General features: G+C 75.9%; 1 protein-coding gene. It reads left to right on the top strand.

Translation table 11 applies throughout. The features are described from left to right. Positions 1 to 19,947, top strand: coding sequence for a non-ribosomal peptide synthase/polyketide synthase (locus PV343_RS07135; protein WP_319145910.1), 19,947 nt, complete (start codon positions 1 to 3; stop codon positions 19,945 to 19,947). The last annotated feature ends 1 nt before the right edge of the window (position 19,948 follow it).

The following is a 19,948-nucleotide window of genomic DNA, read 5'->3' as shown; positions in this document are numbered from 1 at the left end:
ATGACGTCTTCGAAGCGAAACCGCGCCGAGGCCCTGCCCCAGGACCTCCAGGAAGTTCTCCGCCGCCGGCTCGCCGGACGGGCCGCCGGCACCCCGGGCGCCGCCACCCCGCAGGCCGTCCCGCCGGCCGACCGCAGCCGGCCGCTGCCGCTATCGTTCGCCCAGCAGCGCCTGTGGTTCCTCGACCGGCTGCGCCCCGGCGACGCCCGCTACAACAGCGCCGTCGCGCTGCGGCTCACCGGGCCCCTCGACCGCGCCGCCCTGTCCGGCGCGCTGGAGCACGTGGCCGGGCGGCACGAGGCGCTGCGCACCACGTTCCAGGAGAGCGACGGCAGACCCGTGCAGACGGTGCACCCCGCCGGGCCGGTCCCGCTGCCCGTACGGGACCTGACGGCTCCCGGCGAGCAGCCCGCGGACCTGGACGCCGTACTCCTGGACGAGTACGAGCGCCCCTTCGACCTCGGGACCGGGCCGCTGCTGCGCGCCCTGCTGCTGCGGGAGGCGCCCGACGCGCACGTCCTGCTACTGACGGCCCATCACATCGTCACCGACGGCTGGTCGATGGGCGTGCTGCTGCAGGAGCTGTGCACCTCCTACGACGCGCTCGCCCGGGGCACCCGTCCCGCGCTGGAGCCGGTGGCCACGCAGTACCCGGACTTCGCCGTCTGGCAGCGCGAGCAACTGTCCGGAGCCCGGCTGGAGCGTGAACTGGCCCACTGGAAGGAGCGGTTGTCGGGAGCGGTGGCGCCCGAACTGCCGCTGGACCGGCCGCGCCGCGGGGAGGAGTCCGGCGCGGGCGCGGTGCACACCTTCACCGTCCCCGCGGCCACCACGGCCCGGCTCAGGCAGCTCGCGGCCGCGCAGCACACCACGCTGTTCACCGCCCTGGTCGCCGCCTGCCAGGCTCTGCTCGCCCGCTGGTCCGGGCAGGACGACATCACCGTCGGCTCGTTGACCCCCGGCCGCGGCCGCACCGACCTGGAACAGGCCGTCGGCTTCTTCGTCAACACCGTCGCGCTGCGCACCCGCGTGGAGACCGGCGGTTCCTTCCGCGAGCTGCTCACCGCCGCCGCCGACACCGTCAACGACGCCTTCGCGCACGGCGACACGCCGTTCGAGCGGCTGGTGGAGACGGTCGGCGCGACCCGGGAGCCTGGCCGCAACCCGCTGTTCGACGTGATGGTTCTGCTGCACCCCGCGCCGCCCGCCGCACCCGACCCGCACGGCCTGGCCACCGCGCCGGTCGCCGTGCCCCGGCGGGCCGCCACCTTCGACCTGAGCGTGGAGTTCGTCCCGGACGGGGACGGGTTGACCGGCCTGCTGGAGTACCGCACCGACCTGTTCGACGCGGCCAGCGCCGAGCGCATGGCCGACCAGCTGCTGCGCGCGCTGGACGGCGCCGCCGCCGAACCCGACCGGCCGCTCGGCGCCCTGCCCCTGCTCTCGCCCCGGCAGACGCGGCAGGTCACGCGGGACTGGAACGCGACCGCGCGGGCCGTACCCGAGGAGACCCTGCCCGAGCTGTTCGCGCGGCAGGCCGCCCGCTGCCCGCACGCCACCGCCCTGGTCGCCGGGGACGCGACCCTGGACTACGCGGCACTCGACGCGCGGGCCGACCGCCTGGCCCGCCACCTCGTGGCGCGCGGCGCGGGCCCCGAGCGGCTGGTCGCCCTCCGCCTGCCGCGCACCGCCGACATGATCGTGGCGATCCTCGCCGTCTGGAAGTCGGGCGCCGGCTACCTGCCGCTGGACCCGGCGCTGCCCGAGGACCGGGTGCGGTTCCTCCTGGACGACGCGCGGCCGGCGCTCGTCCTGGACGAGGCCGCGCTGCGGGACCTGCCCGACACCGCCGCAGAGGCGCCGTGCGGCCCCATCGCCCCGCCGGATCCCGGCACCACCGCCTACGTCATCTACACCTCCGGCTCCACCGGCCGCCCCAAGGGCGTGGCCGTGGCTCACCGGTCTTTGGCGAACCTCCTGGCGAGCCACCGCGAGGGCTTCGTCGCCGAGGCGGGCGGCGGGCCGCTGCGGGTGGCCCTGACCGCGTCGTTCTCCTTCGACACCTCGCTGGAGGGCGTGCTGCTGATGGCCGACGGCCACCCGCTGCACCTGGTCGACGAGACGACCCGGCTGGACGCCGCCGCGCTGGTCGAGTACGTCGTCGAGCACCGCATCGACTTCCTCGACCTGACCCCCACCTACCTGCGCCAGCTCCTGCCCGCCGGGCTGCTCACGGACTCCCGCCACCACCCCCGGGTGCTGATGCTCGGCGGCGAGGCCGTCGGCCCCGGCCTGTGGCGGGAGCTGGCCGGGCGGCCGGACGTGGCCGCGTACAACTTCTACGGGCCCACCGAGTGCACGGTCGACGCGCTGGCCTGCCGCATCGAGGGCGACGGCCGCCCGACCGTGGGCCGCCCGCTCGGCAACGTGCGCGCCTACGTCCTCGACGACCGGCTGCGGCCCGTACCGCCCGGCGTGGGCGGCGAGCTGTACCTGGCCGGCGTGCAGCTGGCGCGCGGCTACGCGGGCCGGCCGGGGCTCACCGCCGCACGCTTCCTGCCCGACCCGTTCGGCCCGCCCGGCGCCCGCATGTACCGCACCGGCGACCTGGCCCGCTGGACCGGCGACGGCCGCCTGGACTACCTGGGACGCGCCGACGACCAGGTCAAGGTGCGCGGCCACCGCATCGAGCCCGGCGAGGTGGAGGCGGCCCTGACGGACCTGCCCGGCGTGGCGGCCGCCGCGGTCGTCGCCGTCGCCGACCCGCACGGCCACACCCGGCTGGCCGCCTACCTCGTCCCCGCGGACCGAGGCGCGCGGCTCGCCGCGGGCGAGGTGCGGACGGCCTGCCGGCGGGTGCTGCCCGACCACATGGTGCCGTCCTCCTTCACCGTCCTGGACGCCCTGCCTACGACCGTCAGCGGCAAGGTCGACCGGCGGGCCCTGCCCGCGCCCGACCTCGACGGCGGGGAGCGCGAGAGGGAGTTCGTCGCCCCGCGCACGCCCGAGGAGGAGACCCTCGCCCGCATCTGGGCGGAGGTGCTGGGCGCGCGCCGGGTCGGAGTCACGGACAACTTCTTCGAGCTGGGCGGCGACTCCATCCTCAGCATCCAGGCCGTCTCCCGCGCCCGCGCGGCCGGCCTGCACCTGACCTCGCGGGACGTCTTCCGCCACCAGACCGTCGCCGACCTCGCCGCCGCCGCGTCGGCGCGCACCGCCGCCGTGCCCGCGCCCCGGCGGCCGCGCGAGGAGGGCCCGGCACCGCTCACGCCCGTCCAGGAGTGGTTCTTCGCCGCGCACGGCCCGCTGCGCCACTTCACCATGTCGATGCTGCTGGACCTGCCGCACGACCTGGACGAACGGGCCCTGGAGCGCGCCCTGGAGGCACTGACCGCCCACCACCCGGCGCTGCGCACCCGCTTCGCGCGCACGGGGGACACCTGGCGCCAGCACCCCGGCGAGGGCCCGGCCACCGGCCTGCTCACCCGGCTCGACCTGTCCCGCGCCGCCGACCCGGCGGCCGCCCGCGATGAGGCCGCGGAGACGGCCCGCGCCGCCCTGGACCCGCAGACCGGCGCCCTGCTGCGCGCGGCCCTGCTGACCTGCCCCGGCGAGCGCCCCCGGCTGTTCCTCACCGCCCACCACCTGGCGGTGGACAGCGTCTCCTGGCGCATCCTCCTCACCGACCTCGCCCGGGCCTACCGGCAGGCGGCCGAGGGCGACCCGGTCGAACCGGAGCCCGTCGCCACGCCGTTCGCCGACTGGGCCGCGCACCTGTCCCGCCGGGTGCGCGCCGGCGACCTCGACGCCGACCTGGCGCACTGGACGGCCGAGGCCGCCGAGGTTCGCACCCCGCTGCCCGTGGACCGTCCCGGCACCCCGCTCGCCGGCTCGGTGCGCACCCTGCGCACCCGGGTGGACCGCGCCACCACCGGCGCCCTGCTGCGCCGGGTGCCCGCGGTCTACCGCACCCAGGTCAACGACGTGCTGCTCAGCGCGCTGAGCCGGGTCCTCGCCGACTGGACCGGCACCGAGCGGGTGACCGTCGCCCTGGAGGGCCACGGCCGCGAGGACGACACGCTCGACCTGTCGCGCACGGTGGGCTGGTTCACCACCCAGTACCCCGTCACCCTCACGCCCGCGGGACCGTCCGGCGCGCCCGACTGGGGCGCCACCCTCAAGGCGGTGAAGGAGCGGCTGCGGGCCGTGCCCCGGCACGGCCTCGGCTACGAGGCCCTGGCCCGCCTCGGCTCTCCCGACCCGGCCGCCCGCGCCCTGCGGGACCTCCCGCTGCCGCAGGTCTGCTTCAACTACCACGGCCAGTGGGAGGCCGGCGACGGGCGGGACTTCACCCCGGCGGGCGAGGTGCCCGGCCGCGACATCGCCGCCGGCGAACCGCTGGACCACCTGCTGGACGTCTCCGCCGTGGTCGCCGGCGGCGAACTGGAGATCACCTGGCACTACAGCGACCAGGTGCACGACGAGGACACCGTCCGCGCCCTGGCCGACGGCATGACCCGCGCGCTCGTCGCGATCACCGAGCACTGCGCCCGCCCCGGCGCGGGCGGCCGCACCCCGTCCGACTTCCCGCTGGCCCGCCTCGACCAGGACCGCCTGGACAGGCTGGCCGGCGACGGACGGGACGTGGAGGACATCCTGCCGCTGACCCCGCTCCAGGAGGGCATGCTCTTCCACCGGCTGGTCGGCGGCGACGACGACGTCTACGTCGACCAGGCGGCGCTCCTGCTGGACGGCGTCGCCGACCCGCACGCCTTCGCCGCGGCCTGGCAGCGCGTCACCGAGCGCACGCCCGCCCTGCGCACCTGCGTGGTCTGGGAGGACGTACCCCTGCCCCTCCAGGTCGTGCGCCGGGACGTACGGGTGCCGGTCACCCACCTCGACTGGCGGGACCTGGACGAGCCGGAGCGGGCCGATCGCCTGGCCGGGCTGCGAGCGGACGACCTGGCCCGCGGCATCGACCTCGCCGCCGCACCGCTGATGCGGCTGACCCTGGTCCGGCTGCCCGGGGCGAGAGTGCACCTGCTGTGGACCTCCCACCATTTGATCCTGGACGGCTGGAGCCTCGCCCAGGTGCTCACCGAGGTGTGCGAGGAGTACGCGGCGCTCACCGCCGGCGCCGAATCCCGGCCGCCGGTACGGCGTCCCTTCGGCGACTACGTGCGCTGGCTCGCCGAGCAGGATCCCGCCGCCGCCCGCGCGCACTGGCAGGGCGTCCTCACCGGCTTCACCACCCCCACCCCGCTGCCCACCGACCGCCCCCTGCGCGACGCCCACCTGGCCCGCTCCGCCGGCGTGCACACGGCCGGCCTGGACGACGCGACGTCGGCCCGGCTGGCGCGCACCGCACGCGAGGCCGGACTCACCCTCAACACGGTCGTGCAGGGCGCCTGGGCGCTGCTGCTCGCCCGCTACGGCGCCGAGGACGACGTGGTGTTCGGCACCACCGTCTCCGGCCGCCCCGACGACCTGCCCGGCATCGAGTCGATGGTGGGCATGTTCATCAACACCGTGCCCACCCGGGTACGCGTCGACGCCGGACGCACGGCCCGCGCCTGGCTGCGGGAACTGCAGGACGCCCAGGCCGAGTCGAGGCGGTTCGCCGCCGTGTCGCTGGCCGAGCTGACCCAGCTCAGCGAGGTGCCCTCCGGCAGCCCGCTGTTCCACAGCATGGTCGCCTTCGAGAACTACCCCTTCGACGAGGCCCGCACCGCCGGCTCCGGGGTGGGCCTGGCCGAGGTGACCTCCCGCGACGCCACCAACTACCCCCTCGTGCTGCGCGCTTACCACGGTGAACGCCTCGGCTTCGACCTCGCCTACGACCCGGCCCTGTTCGACGCGGCGACCGCCCGTTCCCTCGCCGACCGGCTGTGCCTGCTGCTCACGGAGCTCGCCGACGGCCCCGACCGGCCGCTGCGCGCCCTGGCCTGGACGACGGCCGGGGAACGGCGGCGGATGCTCACCGACTGGAACGGCACCGAACACGGCCGCCCCGACCGGACCCTGGTGGACCTGTTCGAGGAACAGGCCGCCCGCACGCCCGTCGCCGTCGCCGTCACCTGCGGCGACGAGCACCTGGACTACGCCACGCTCGACGCCCGCGCCGGCCGGCTCGCCCACCGGCTCGCCGAACTCGGCGCCGCACCCGAACGGTTCGTCGCCCTCGCCCTGCCCCGCTCCGTCGACCAGGTCGTCGCGATCCTCGCCGTACTGAAGACCGGCGCGGCCTACCTGCCGATCGACCCGGCCTCACCCGCCGAACGCATCGGCCACCTCCTCGCCGACGCCGCCCCGGTGGCACTGGTGACCACGACCGGAACCGCCGCCCGGACCGACGGCACCGGTGTGCCCGCCCTCCTCCTCGACGACCCGGACACCGGGGCCGACCTCGCCCACCGCCCGGCCACCGGCCCCACCCCGGCCCGGCGCCCGCTGCCGGAGAGCCCTGCCTACGCCATCTACACCTCCGGCTCCACCGGCCGCCCCAAGGGCGTGGTGATCCCGCACGCCAACGTCGTCCGGCTGTTCACCCGCACCGGCCACTGGTTCGGCTTCGGCCCGGACGACGTGTGGACGATGTTCCACTCCTACGCGTTCGACTTCTCCGTCTGGGAGCTGTGGGGCCCGCTGCTGCACGGCGGCCGGCTCGTGGTCGTGCCCGACGAGACCGCCCGCTCCCCGGAGGACTTCCTGCGCCTGCTCGCGGACGAGCGGGTCACCGTCCTCAACCAGACGCCGTCCGCGTTCTACCCGCTGATCCGCGCGGCCACCGAGCACCCGGACACCGGCGCCCGCCTCGCGCTGCGCACGGTGGTCTTCGGCGGCGAGGCCCTGGAAACCGGCCGGTTGACCGACTGGTGGACGCGCCACGCGGCCGCCGCCCCGCGGCTGGTCAACATGTACGGCATCACCGAGACCACCGTGCACGTCACGTACGCCCCGCTCGACCCCGCCACCGCGGCGGACGGCCCCGCCAGCCCCATCGGCACGGCCATCCCGGACCTGCGGGTGTACGTGCTCGACGCGGACCTGGCGCCCGTGCCGCCCGGCGCGACCGGTGAACTGTACGTGGCGGGGGAGGGGCTGGCCCGCGGCTACCTGGGGCGTCCCGGCCTCACCGCCGCCCGCTTCCTCGCCGACCCCTTCGGCCGGCCCGGCAGCCGCATGTACCGCACGGGCGACCGGGCGAGGTGGCGGGCCGACGGCACCCTGGAGTACCTGGGCCGCGCCGACGCCCAGGTCAAGATCCGCGGCTACCGCATCGAGCCCGGCGAGATCGAGGCAGCCCTGCACGCCCACCCCGGCGTCGCCGACGCCGCGGTCGGCGTGTTCGAGGACGCCTCCGGCACCCGCCGGCTCGTGGCGCACGTCGTCGGCACCGGCGGCGCGGCCCCCACGGCGGCCGAGCTGCGCGCCCACCTGGAGCGCCTGCTGCCCGCCCACATGGTCCCCGCCGCCTACGTCCCGATGGACGCGCTGCCGCTCACCGTCAACGGCAAGCTCGACCGGCGCGCACTGCCCGCGCCGGGGCAGGACGGCTACGCAGTCGGCACCGACCTGACCCCGCCGCGCACCCCCGCCGAACGGCTGGTCGCCGCCGCCTGGGCGGACGTCCTGGGAGCGGCCGAGGTCCACGCCGGAGACGACTTCTTCGCGCTCGGCGGCGACTCCATCCTCGCCGTCCGCGTCACCGCCCGCCTGCGCGCCGCGTTCGGCCCCGGCGTCTCCCCGAGGCTGCTGTTCACCCACCCCACCGTCGCCGCCCTGGCCGCCGAGCTGGGTGAACCAGCGGCCGACACGGCCGCCGCCGCGCAGGCGGACGCGATACCGGCGACCGCCCCGCACACCACGGCGCCGCTGTCGTACGCCCAGCAACGCCTGTGGTTCCTCGACCGGTTCGAGCCCGGCAGCACCGAGTACACGACACTGTCCGTGCTCCGCCTGCGCGGACCGCTCGACCAGAGCGCCCTGCACACCGCGCTGCACGGGCTCGTCGCCCGGCACGAGGCGCTGCGCACCACCTTCACCGAACAGGACGGACAGGCACGGCAGGTGGTCAACCCGCCGCACCGGGTCGACCTGCCCGTGGACGACCTGGCCACCGCCCCGGACGCGCGGGCCGCAGTGGACGCGCTGCTGGAGCGCGAGGCCGCCACACCCTTCGACCTGGCGACCGGGCCGCTCCTGCGCGCCCGGCTGGCCCGCCTGGCCGCCGACGAGCACGTCCTCGTCCTCGCCGTCCACCACATCGTCACCGACGGCTGGTCGCTCGGTGTCCTCGGCCGGGACCTGGGCGAGCTGTACACCGCGGCACACGACGGCCGCCGCCCCGAACTGCCCGAACTGCCCGTCAGGTACGCCGACCACGCCATCTGGCAGCGCGCCCGCGCCGACCGCGTCGAGCGGCAACTCGTCGACTGGCGCCAGCGGTTGGACGGAGTGCCCCCGCTGGAGCCGCCGACCGACCGGCCGCGTCCCGCCGTACGGACCCGGGACGGCGCCCTGGTGACGTTCACCCTGCCCGCCGACCTGACCGACCGACTGCGCGCGTTGGGCCGGGAGACCGACGCCACCCTGTACATGACGCTGCTGACCGCCTGCACGGCTCTGCTGTCCCGCTGGGCCGACCAGGACGACTTCGCCGTCGGCACCGTCACCGCCGGCCGTGAGCGTCCCGAACTGCACGACGTGGTCGGCATGTTCGTGAACACCTTGGTGCTACGCAACCGGGTGCGCCCCGGCAGCACGTTCCGCGCCCTGCTGGAGCAGGTGCGCGGCACCGTCCTGGACGCGTTCGCCCACCAGGACGTGCCCTTCGAACGGCTGGTGGACGCCCTCCAGCCCGAGCGGGACACCAGCCGCACCCCCCTGTTCCAGGTCATGGTCGCCCTGCACAACCTGGGCGCCGAGGCGCCCGCCCTCCCCGGCCTGGAGGTCGAGCCGGTCCTGCCACCGGTCCGCAACGCCACCTTCGACCTGTCCTTCGACTTCGTGGAGGGCGACGGCGGCGTCACCGGCCACCTGGAGTACGACACCGGCCTGTTCGACGAGGACACCGTCCGCCGCCTGGCCGACCGCCTGCGGCTGCTGCTCCAGTCGGCGGTCCAGGACCCCGACCGGGACCTACGGGCGCTGGAGTTGATGACCGCGGCCGAGCGGCACCAGGTACTCCACGACTGGCAGGGCCCGCGCCTCGCCGTGCCGGACACCACCTTCCCCGCCCTGTTCGAGGGGCAGGCCGCCCGCACCCCGCACGCCACCGCCCTGGTGGCACGGGACGCCACGCTCACCTTCACCGCCCTCAACGAGCGCGCCAACCGGCTCGCCCACCACCTCCTCGCCCAGGGCGTCGCCCCCGAGCGGGTGGTCGCCGTACGCCTGCCGCGCACCTCCGACCTGATGGTGGCGGTGCTCGCCGTCGCCAAGGCGGGCGGCACCCTGCTCTGCCTCGACCCCGGCCTGCCCGAGGAGCGCGCCGCCCACCTCCTCGCCGACGCGGCCCCGCACACCGTGCTGACCGCCGAGGCACTGCGCGACACACCGTGGGAGCGGCTGCCCGCCCACGACCCCACCGACCGCGACCGCCCGGCCCCGCTGCGCCCCGACCACGCCGCCTACATCGTCTACACCTCCGGCTCCACCGGCCGCCCCAAGGGCGTCGTCGTCGAACACCGCCACCTGGTCAACCTCTGCCACGACCACCGCGAAGGACTCGTCGCCCCGCACAGCGCCGACGGGCGCCGGCTGCGCGCCGCACTGAGCGCGTCGTTCTCCTTCGACACCTCCTGGGAGGGACCGCTGCTCCTCGCCCTCGGGCAGGAGGTCCACCTCGTCGACGAGGACGTCCGCCTGGACCCCGACGCGTTCTGCGCCCAGGTCGCCGAACACCGCCTGGACCTGGTGAACGTCACCCCGTCCTTCCTGCGCGAACTCACCGCCGCCGGACTCCTCGCACCCGGCCGCCACCACCCGCGCGTCCTGCTGGTCGGCGGCGAGGCGACCGGCCCCGGCACCTGGCGGGAGCTGTGCGACGCCACCGGCCTCGGCGTCACCGCGTACAACATGTACGGGCCCACCGAGTGCACCGTCGACGCCACCTACGCGCGCTGCGCCGACCACCCGGACCGGCCGGTCATCGGCCGCCCCGGCCGGAACCTGCGCGCCTACGTCCTCGACGGCTCCCTGCGACCGGTGCCGCCCGGCGTGCCCGGCGAGCTGTACCTCGCCGGCGCGCAGGTGGCCCGCGGCTACCTGGGCCGCCCCGGCCTGACCGCGTCCCGCTTCCTCGCCGACCCGTTCGGCACGCCGGGGGCGCGGATGTACCGGACCGGTGACCGCGCCCGCTGGAACGAGCGGGGGCTGCTGGAGTTCCTGGGCCGGGCCGACGAGCAGATCAAGATCCGCGGGTTCCGCATCGAACCCGGCGAGGTCGAGGCCGCGCTGCTCGCCCATCCGGACGTGTCCGAGGCCGTCGTGACGGCACGCGAACACGCGGGCCGGCTCATGCTCGTGGCCTACGTGGTGCCCGCCCACGGCGCTGTCCCGGCCGCCGACGCCCTGCGCGACGCGCTGCGGCGCACCCTGCCGGACCACATGGTGCCGGCGGCGTACGTCCCGCTGGCCCGGATCCCGCGCACCAGCACCGGCAAGACCGACCGGCGCGCCCTGCCCGCCCCGCCCGCCCAGCCGGACCCCGCCACGGCGTACGTGGCACCCCGCCCCGGCACCGAGGAGACGCTGGCCGCCATCTGGGCGGACGTCCTCCGGGTCGACCGGGTGGGCGCGCGGGACAACTTCTTCGCGCTCGGCGGCGACTCCATCCTCAGCATCCAGATCGTCTCCCGGGCCCGCCGGGCAGGACTGGCGCTGACCACCAAGGACGTCTTCCGCCACCAGACCGTGGCCGAACTCGCCCTCCACGTCACCGAGGCGGCCCCGGCCGAGGCGCACACGACCCCGCCCGCCGAGGCACCGCTCACGCCCATCCAGCGCTGGTACCTCGACGGCCGCCGTCCCGGCGACCCGCTGCGCTTCACCATGTCGCAGCGGCTCGAACTCGCCCCCGGAGCAGGCCTGTCCGCCCTGCGCCCGGCGGTCGAGGCACTCGTCCGTCACCATCCGGCCCTGCGCACCCGCTTCCGCCCGACCGGTCACGGCCGGTGCCAGGACGTCCTGCCGGACGTCCCCGACGGCATCCTCACCCACCACGACGTTACCGGCCTGGACGGTGCCGCGCTGGAAGCCGCGGTGCGGCGCGCCGCGGACGCGGCCCGGGACCGCCTCGACCCGGCCGAGGGCCGGGTGGCACGCGTCCTGCTCTTCGACCGCGGCCCCGACCTGCCCGCCCAACTCCTCTTCATCGTCCACCACTTGGCTGTCGACGGCGTCTCCTGGCGAATCCTGCTGGCCGACCTGGAGACCGCCCACCGCCAGGCGTCGGACGGACGACCCGTCGACCTGCCCCCGGCCACCACCGCCTACGGTCACTGGGCGGCCCGGCTGGAGGCGCACACCCGTTCCGGCGCCCTGGACGGCGACCTCCCGCACTGGCAGCGCACCGCCGCGGCCCCCGCAACCCTGCCCGCCGGTCGACCCGGCCCCAACACCCACGGCACCGCCGCCACCGTCACCGTGGAACTGGACCCGGAGACGACCGACGCCCTGCTGCGCCGCGTCCCGGAGGTCTACCGCACGCAGGTCAACGACGTCCTGCTCAGCGCCCTCGGCCGCACCCTGGCCCGCTGGTGCGGCCGCCAGACCGTGCTGGTCGGCGTGGAGGGACACGGCCGCGAGGACCTCTTCGACGACCTGGACCTGTCGCGGACGGTCGGCTGGTTCACCGCCGAGTACCCCCTCGCGCTGACGGTCGTGCCCGACGCCGGCTGGCACGACACCCTGCGCTCGGTGAAGGAGCAGCTGCGCGCGGTGCCCCTGCACGGCCTGAGCCACGGCGCGCTGCGCCACCTGCTGCCCGACAGCCCGCTGGCCGGTGCCCCCGCTCCGCAGGTCGGTTTCAACTACCACGGCCAGTGGGACACCGGCGGCGACGGCAGCGGTCTGTACCGTGCCGCGCTGCCCCCGGCCGGCTCCGACACCGACCCCGACGCGCCGCGCCCCTATCTGCTCGACCTCACCGGCGTAGTCCAGGACGGCAGGCTCGAACTCGGCTGGACCTATCCGCCGGCCGTCTACGACGAGTCCACCGTCCGCGCCCTCGCCGACGAGATGTGCGCGGCGCTGCGCGACATCGCGGCACACTGCGCCCGTCCGGACGCGGGCGGCCGTACGCCGTCGGACTATCCCCTCGCCGGGCTCGGACAACGGGACCTGGACCGTCTCGTCGGCGACGGCCGGCACGTGGCGGACGTCCTGCCGCTGACGCCCCTGCAGGCCGGCATGCTCTTCCACGGCCTGGTGGACACGGCCGGCGCCTACTTCGACCGGACGGCCGTCCGGCTGTCCGGGGTGAGCGACCCGCGGGCCTTCGCCGCGGCCTGGCAGCAGGTCGCCGACCGCACCGAGGCCCTGCGCACCAGCGTGCACTGGCAGGGCCTGCCGCACCCGGTGCAGATCGTCCACCACCGCGTGGAGCTGCCCGTCACCCATCTCGACCGGCGGCATCTGACCCCCGAGCAGCAGGAGAGGGAGACCGAGGACCTGCTGGCCGTCGACCGCGCGGCCGGCATGGACCTCACCACCGCACCCCTCACCCGCATCACTCTGGCCGCACTGCCCGACGACGAGATCCTGCTGCTCTGGTCCTCCCACCACCTGATCCTGGACGGCTGGAGCACCGGGCAGCTGCTCACCGAGGTGTGCGAACGCTACGCCGCGCTCACCGGCGGCAGCGAGGCCCCCGTCCCGGTCCGGCGCCCGTTCTCCGACTTCGTGCGCTGGCTGCACGACCAGGACGAGCAGGTGGCCGAGGCGCACTGGGCCGGCGCCCTCGCCGGCTTCCCGGCCCGCACCCCGCTGCCGTACGACCGCACCCCGGCCGAGGCGCACCGGGCCCGCGCCGCCGCCACCGCGCACCGAGACCTGGACGAGCGCGTCTCGGCGCGGCTGCGGGAGACGGCGGCACGGGCCGGGCTGACGGTGAACACCGTGATCGAGGGCGCCTGGGCGCTGCTGCTGGCCCGCCACAGCGGACGCGACGACGTCGTGTTCGGCACGACCGTCTCCGGCCGCCCGGCCGAACTGCCGGGCGTTGAGGCGATGGTCGGCATGTTCATCAACACCGTACCCACCCGGATCCGCGTCCCGGACGGGTCGGTGGTGTCCTGGCTGCGGGACGTGCAGGAGCGGCAGAGCGACGCCCGCCGCTTCGACTTCCTCGCGCTGCCCCGCATCCAGGCGCTGAGCGAGGTCCCGGCAGGCGAGGCGCTGTTCGACAGCATGGTGGTCTTCGAGAACTACCCCGTCGACGAGTCCGCCACGGCCCGGACGGGAGTGCGCGTCGAGGAGGTGCGGGCCGACGACGCCCCGACGTTCCCGCTGTGCCTGCGCGCCCACCTCGGCGACCGGCTCGGCATCGACCTCGCCTACGACGCCGGCCTGTTCGACGCGGACACCGCCGAACGCCTCGCGGCCCGGCTCGCGGCCGTCCTGACCGCCCTCGCCGACGGCATCGAGGCCGACACGCAGGTGACCGGCCTCGCGCTGCTGACCGGGGACGACCGCGCCCTCCTCCAGCGGTGGAGCGCCCTTGCCCGGCAGCCGGCGCCGCGCAGCCCCGTCGAGCTGTTCGCCGAACAGGCCCGCCGCACCCCCGGCGCACCCGCCGTGCGCGACGGGGACACCGAGCTGACCTACCGCCGCCTCGACGACTGGTCCGACGCCGTGGCCTCCCGGCTCCTCGCCGGTGGCCTGCGGGCGGAGGACCGGGTGGCACTGCTGATGGACCGCTGCGCCGAACTCGTCGTCGCCCAGCTCGCCGTCCTCAAGGCGGGCGGCGCCTACGTCCCGGTGGACGCCCGCGCCCCCGAGGACCGGCGCCGCGCGCTGATCGGGCGGGCGGGCGCGACGGCCGAGCTGACCGCAGCGGACGTCGCCGCCGCAGCCGCCCCCGTACCCGACGCGCCCGCACCCGTACCCGCTGACGCCGACCGGCTGGCGTACGTGATGTTCACCTCCGGCTCGACCGGCGAGCCGAAGGCGGTCGCGGTACGCCACCGCGACGTGGCCGCCCTCGCCACCGACAGCCGCTTCACCGGCGGGGTGTGCCTCCGGGTGCCGCTGCACTCCCCGGTGGCCTTCGACGCCGCCACCTTCGAGGTGTGGGCACCCCTGCTCACCGGCGGCTGCGTGGTCGTGGCACCGCCTCGGCCCATGGACGCGGCCCAGCTGCGGCACCTGGTCCGCGACGGCGGCCTGACCGCGCTGTGGCTGACCGCCGGCCTCTTCCGGCTGCTGGCGCAGGACGCGCCGGACTGCTTCGCCGGCCTGCGCCAGGTCTGGACCGGCGGCGACGTGGTGCCCGCCGCCGCCGTGCGCCGCGTACTGTCCGCCTGCCCCGGACTGACCGTCGTCGACGGCTACGGCCCCACCGAGACGACGACGTTCGCGACGTCCTTCGCACTCACCGACGCCACGGCCGTTCCCGGGACCGTGCCCATCGGCCACCCGCTCGACGACATGCGCGTCCACGTCCTCGACGGCCGGCTGCGGCCCGTGCCGCCGGGCTGCGCCGGCGAACTGTACGTCGCCGGCGAGGGCGTGGCCCGCGGCTACCTGGGCCGCCCCGGCGACACCGCCGCCCGCTTCCTCGCCGACCCGGCCGGCCCGCCCGGCACCCGCATGTACCGCACCGGCGACCTGGTCCGCCGCCGCCTCGACGGCACCGTCGAGTTCCTGGGCCGCGTCGACGACCAGGTGAAGATCCGCGGTTTCCGCGTCGAACCCGGCGAGGTGGAGGCCGCCCTCGCGGCGCACCCCGACGTGGCGGACGTCGCGGTGGTGGCCCGAGAGGACCGGCCCGGCAGCCGGCGCCTGGTGGCCTATGTGGTCGGCTCCGAACACCTCGCGGACATAGAGGAGTTCGCCGTCCGTTCGCTGCCCGACTACCTCGTCCCCTCCGCCTTCGTCGCCCTGCCCGCGCTGCCGCTGAGCGGCAACGGCAAGGTCGACCGGGCCGCCCTCCCGGCGCCGGAGCCCGCGAGCGGCGACCGGCACCGCGAGCCGGTCGCACCGCGCACCGACGCCGAACGGCGCGCCGCCGACGTCTTCGCGGAAGTCCTCGCCGTTCCACGGCCGGGTGTGGAGGACGACTTCTTCCAGCTCGGCGGCGACTCCATCCTCAGCATCCGGCTGGCCGTCCGCCTGTCCGAGGCGTTCGGCACCGATGTGTCACCGCGCGCGGTGTTCACCCACCCCACCCCCGCCGCCCTCGCCGCGCTCCTCACCACGGAGCCGTCCGGCGCCGCCGCGCCCACCGCGATCGTCCCCGCCCCCCGCGACACGCCCGCTCCGATGTCGTACGCCCAGCAACGCCTGTGGTTCCTGGAGGAGTTCGCGCCCGGCAGCGGCGAGTACGTCACCGCGCTGGCCCTGCGCCTGCACGGCCGGCTCGACACGCCCGCCCTGACCGCGGCCCTGCGCGCCCTTGCCGAGCGGCACGAGGCACTGCGCACCACCTTCGACACGATGGACGGCCGCGGCGTGCAGATCGTCCACCCGGCGCAGGACGTGCCCCTGGAGCTGCACGACCTGACGGCGACGGGCGAGAGCGGCCGCGCGGACCGGCTGCGGGAGCTGCTGGAGGCCGAGCGCGCCCGCACGTTCGACCTGCGGCGCGGCCCGCTGCTGCACGCGGGGCTGATCAGGCTCTCGGACGAGGAGCACGTCCTGACGCTGACCCTGCACCACATCGTCACCGACGGCTGGTCCACCGGCGTCCTCACCGGCGACCTCGCGCACTTCTACCGCACCCAACTGGGCGCCGATGCCGCGCCGTTGCCGACGCTGCCCGTGAGCTACGCCGACTTCGCCCACTGGCAGCGCGGCGCCGCCACCGACGAGCACCTCGCGTACTGGAAGGAGCACCTGGCCGGCCTGGAGACGCTGGACCTGCCCACCGACCGGCCGCGTCCGGCGGTGCGCACCCACGACGGCGCCACCGTGCGCCTCGTCCTGCCCCGCGCCACCACCCGCCGCCTGGTCCAGGTCGGCCGGGACCGGCAGGCCACCCTCTTCACCACACTCGTCGCCGCCGCGCAGACCTACCTGTTCCGCCTGACCGGCGGCCGGGACATCACGGTCGGCACGGTCACCTCCGGCCGCGACCGCGCCGAGACGCAATCACTCGTCGGATTCTTCGTCAACACCCTCGTCCTGCGCTCCCGCGTCGAACCCGGCCGCCCTTTCCCCGAGTTCCTCACCGAGGTGCGCGGGACCGTACGGGACGCCTTCGCTCACCAGGAGGCGCCCTTCGAACGCGTGGTGGACGAGGTGCAACCCGTCCGCGACACCAGCCGCACCCCCCTCTTCCAGGTCATGGTGGTCCTGCAGAACGCCCCGGCCGCCGACCTCGACCTGCCCGGCATCCAGGTCAGCGACGTCGACACGGACCTGCGGCACGCGGCGTTCGACCTCACCCTGGAGTTCGCCGAAACCGCTGCCGGGGAACTCCACGGCCTGCTCACCTACAACACCGACCTGTTCGACACGGCCACCGCCGAACGCATGGCGGAGCAGATCGGCACCCTGCTGACCGCCGTCGCCGACGACCCCGGCCGGCCCGTGGGCGCCCTGCCACTCGCCACCGACGAGGCCCTCAAGGCCGTCCTCGACCAGGGCCGCGGCACCGCCCGGCCGATACCCGCGGTGACGCTGCCGGAGCTGTTCGAGCGGCAGGCCGCCCGCACCCCCGACGCCGTGGCCCTCGCCGACGCCGACGGCCGCGAGCTGACGTACGCGCAGGTCGAACGGGCCGCCAACCGGCTGGCGCACCGGCTCATCGGCCGAGGTGTGGGCCCGGAGCGGATCGTGGCACTGGCGCTGCCCCGAGGCGCGGAGACGGTGGTGGCCCAGCTCGCCGTGGCCAAGGCCGGCGGCGCCTTCCTGCCGGTCGACCCCGACTACCCCGCGCAGCGGCGGGAGTTCATGCTGCGCGACGCGAACGCCTGGCTCGTGCTGGACGACCCCGCCGCCGTACGGGACGCCGACGGGCCGGACACCGCGCCCACGGACACCGACCGCACGGCCCCGCTGACGCCCGCCCACCCGGCGTACGTGATCTACACGTCCGGATCCACCGGCACACCCAAGGGCGTGACCGTCACGCACAGCGGCCTGGCCGGCTTCGCCGCGGCCGCCGCCGCACGCTACGACGCGGGACCCGGCGACCGGGTCCTGCAGTTCGCCTCGCCCAGCTTCGACGCCTCCGTGCTGGAGCTGTGCGTCTCCCTGCTCGGCGGAGCCACCCTCGTCACCGGGGAGGAGGGCCCCCTCGTCGGCGAGCGGCTCGCCCAGGTCCTCGCCGACCGGCGTATCAGCCACACCCTGATCCCGCCCGCCGCCCTCGCCACGGTCGACCCCGAGACCGCCCACACCCTGCCGCACCTGCGCACCCTCATCGTGGGCGCCGAGGCGTGCCCGGCCCACCTCGTCGAACGGTGGGCACCCGGCCGGCGCATGATCAACTCCTACGGCCCGACCGAGGCCACCGTCGTCGCCACCTGGACCGGCCCCCTCACCCCGGGTACGGGAGCCCCGCCGATCGGACGCCCCGCCGGCGCCACCCACGTCCATGTCCTCGACGCAGCCCTGCGTCCCGTCCCGCCCGGCGTCACCGGCGAACTGTACGTGGCCGGCCCCGGTCTGGCCCGCGGCTACCTGAACCGGCCCGGCCTGACCGCCTCCCGCTTCGTCGCCGACCCGTTCGGCGCGCCGGGGGAGCGGATGTACCGCACCGGCGACCTGGCCCGCTGGGACTCCTCCGGCGACCTGCGCTTCGCGGGACGCGCCGACGACCAGGTCAAACTGCGCGGCTTCCGCATCGAGCCCGGCGAGATCGAGGGCGCGCTGCGCGGCAGCCCGCGGGTGCGCGACGCGGTCGTCACCGTGCGCGGCGGCGGAGCCGACCCGGACGGCCGGTCCGGCGGACGGCTCGTGGCCTACGTCGTACCCGCCGGGGGCACCGTCGAGGAGCTGCCGGTGGCGGAGCTGCGCGACCACCTCGCCGGGCTGCTCCCGGCACACATGGTTCCGTCGGCGTTCGTGCCGCTGGAGCGCCTGCCGCTCACCCCGAACGGCAAGACCGACCGCGCCGCCCTGCCCGAGCCCGGCCCCACGCACGCCGCCGCCGGGCCGCGCACCGCGCCGCGCACCGCGCCGCGCACCGACACCGAACGCCGCATCGCCCGCATCTGGGCCGACGTGCTCGGCGTCGCAGACGTCGGCGCGCACGACAACTTCTTCCACCTCGGCGGCGACTCCATCCTGAGCATGCAGGTCGTCTCCCGGCTGCGACGCGACGGACTGCACCTGGCCACCCGCGACCTGTTCACCCACCAGACCGTCGCCGAACTGGCCACCGTCGCCGGCGGCGCGCCCCTGCACACCGAGACCGGACCGGTCAGCGGGGACGTGCCGCTCACCCCCATCCAGGAGTGGTTCCTGACCAGCCCGCGCGCCAGCCACGACCACTTCAACCAGTCGCTGCTGCTGGAACTGGGAACCGCCCCGGACGCCGCCGCCCTGGAGACGGCCCTCGACGCCCTGCTCGACCACCACGACGCGCTGCGCATGCGCTTCACCGAGGACGAGACCGGCTGGCACCAGTTCGACCCGCCGCCCTCCGACACCGACCGCGACCGGCTCCTGGCCCGCCACGATCTGAGCGGCCTGGCCACCGCCGAGGCCGACGCGGCGATGGAGAAGGCCGCCGACGACCTGCACACCGGCTTCGACCTGGCGCGCGGCCCCCTGCTGCGGGCGGCCCTGTTCACCGCGGACGGCGACCGGCCCGCCTTCCTCCTCCTGGTCGCCCACCACCTGGTGGTCGACGCCGTGTCCTGGCGCATCCTGCGCGACGACCTGGAGGCCGCCTATCGGCAGGCCGTCCAGGGCGAGCCCGTCACGCTGGGGGAGCGCAGCACCTCCTTCCTGGAGTGGGCCCGGGGCCTCGCCGAGCACGTCGCGGCCGGCTCCCTCGACGACGAACTGCCGTACTGGGAACGGGCGGTCGACACCGAGCCGCTGCCCGCCCGGACACCGGCCGCGCCGGACGCGGGCCTCGTCGAGACGCTCACCGTCGCACTGGACGAGGCGGACACCGAGGCACTCCTGCGCGCCGCGCCGACCGCCTACCGCACCCGCGTCAACGACGTGCTGCTCGCCGCCCTCGCCCTGGCCCTGGCCCGCTGGACCGGCCGTGAGGGGGTCCGCCTCGACCTGGAGGGACACGGCCGCGAGGACATCCTCGACGGGGTGGACCTCTCCCGCACGGTCGGCTGGTTCACCACCGTCCACCCCGTCGCCCTCCACGTGCCCGACCCCGCTGACCTCGGCCCCGGCCGGGACTGGCGGACCCTGGTGAAGTCGGTCCGCCGCCAGCTGCGCGCCGTACCCGGCAACGGCCTGGGCTTCGGCGCCCTGCGCACCTTCGGCCCGCCCGAGGTGCGCGAGCGGCTCGGACGCGCCGCGCACGGGCAGGTCGTCTTCAACTACCTCGGCCAGTGGGACGCCCGCCCGGAGAACCCCGGCGATGGTCTGGTACGCGCCGAACACGGCTCGTTCGGCCGGCACCACGACCCGCGCGACACCGGCTCCCACCCGTTGGAGGTCGTCGGCGCGGTGCAGGGCGGCCGGCTCTCCTTCACCTGGCACCACCGGCCCGCCCTCCATGCCACGGACGCCGTGCGCCGTGTCGCCGAGGACTTCGCCGAGGCCCTGCGCCACATCGCCCACCACGCCCGCGGCAGCCGGTGAG

It is taken from the genome of Streptomyces sp. WI03-4A (assembly GCF_033792105.1).
GTDB lineage: Bacteria > Actinomycetota > Actinomycetes > Streptomycetales > Streptomycetaceae > Streptomyces > Streptomyces collinus_A.
The sequence above is the reverse complement of the archived record's forward strand: the minus strand, read 5'-3'. Positions and strand labels throughout refer to the sequence as shown.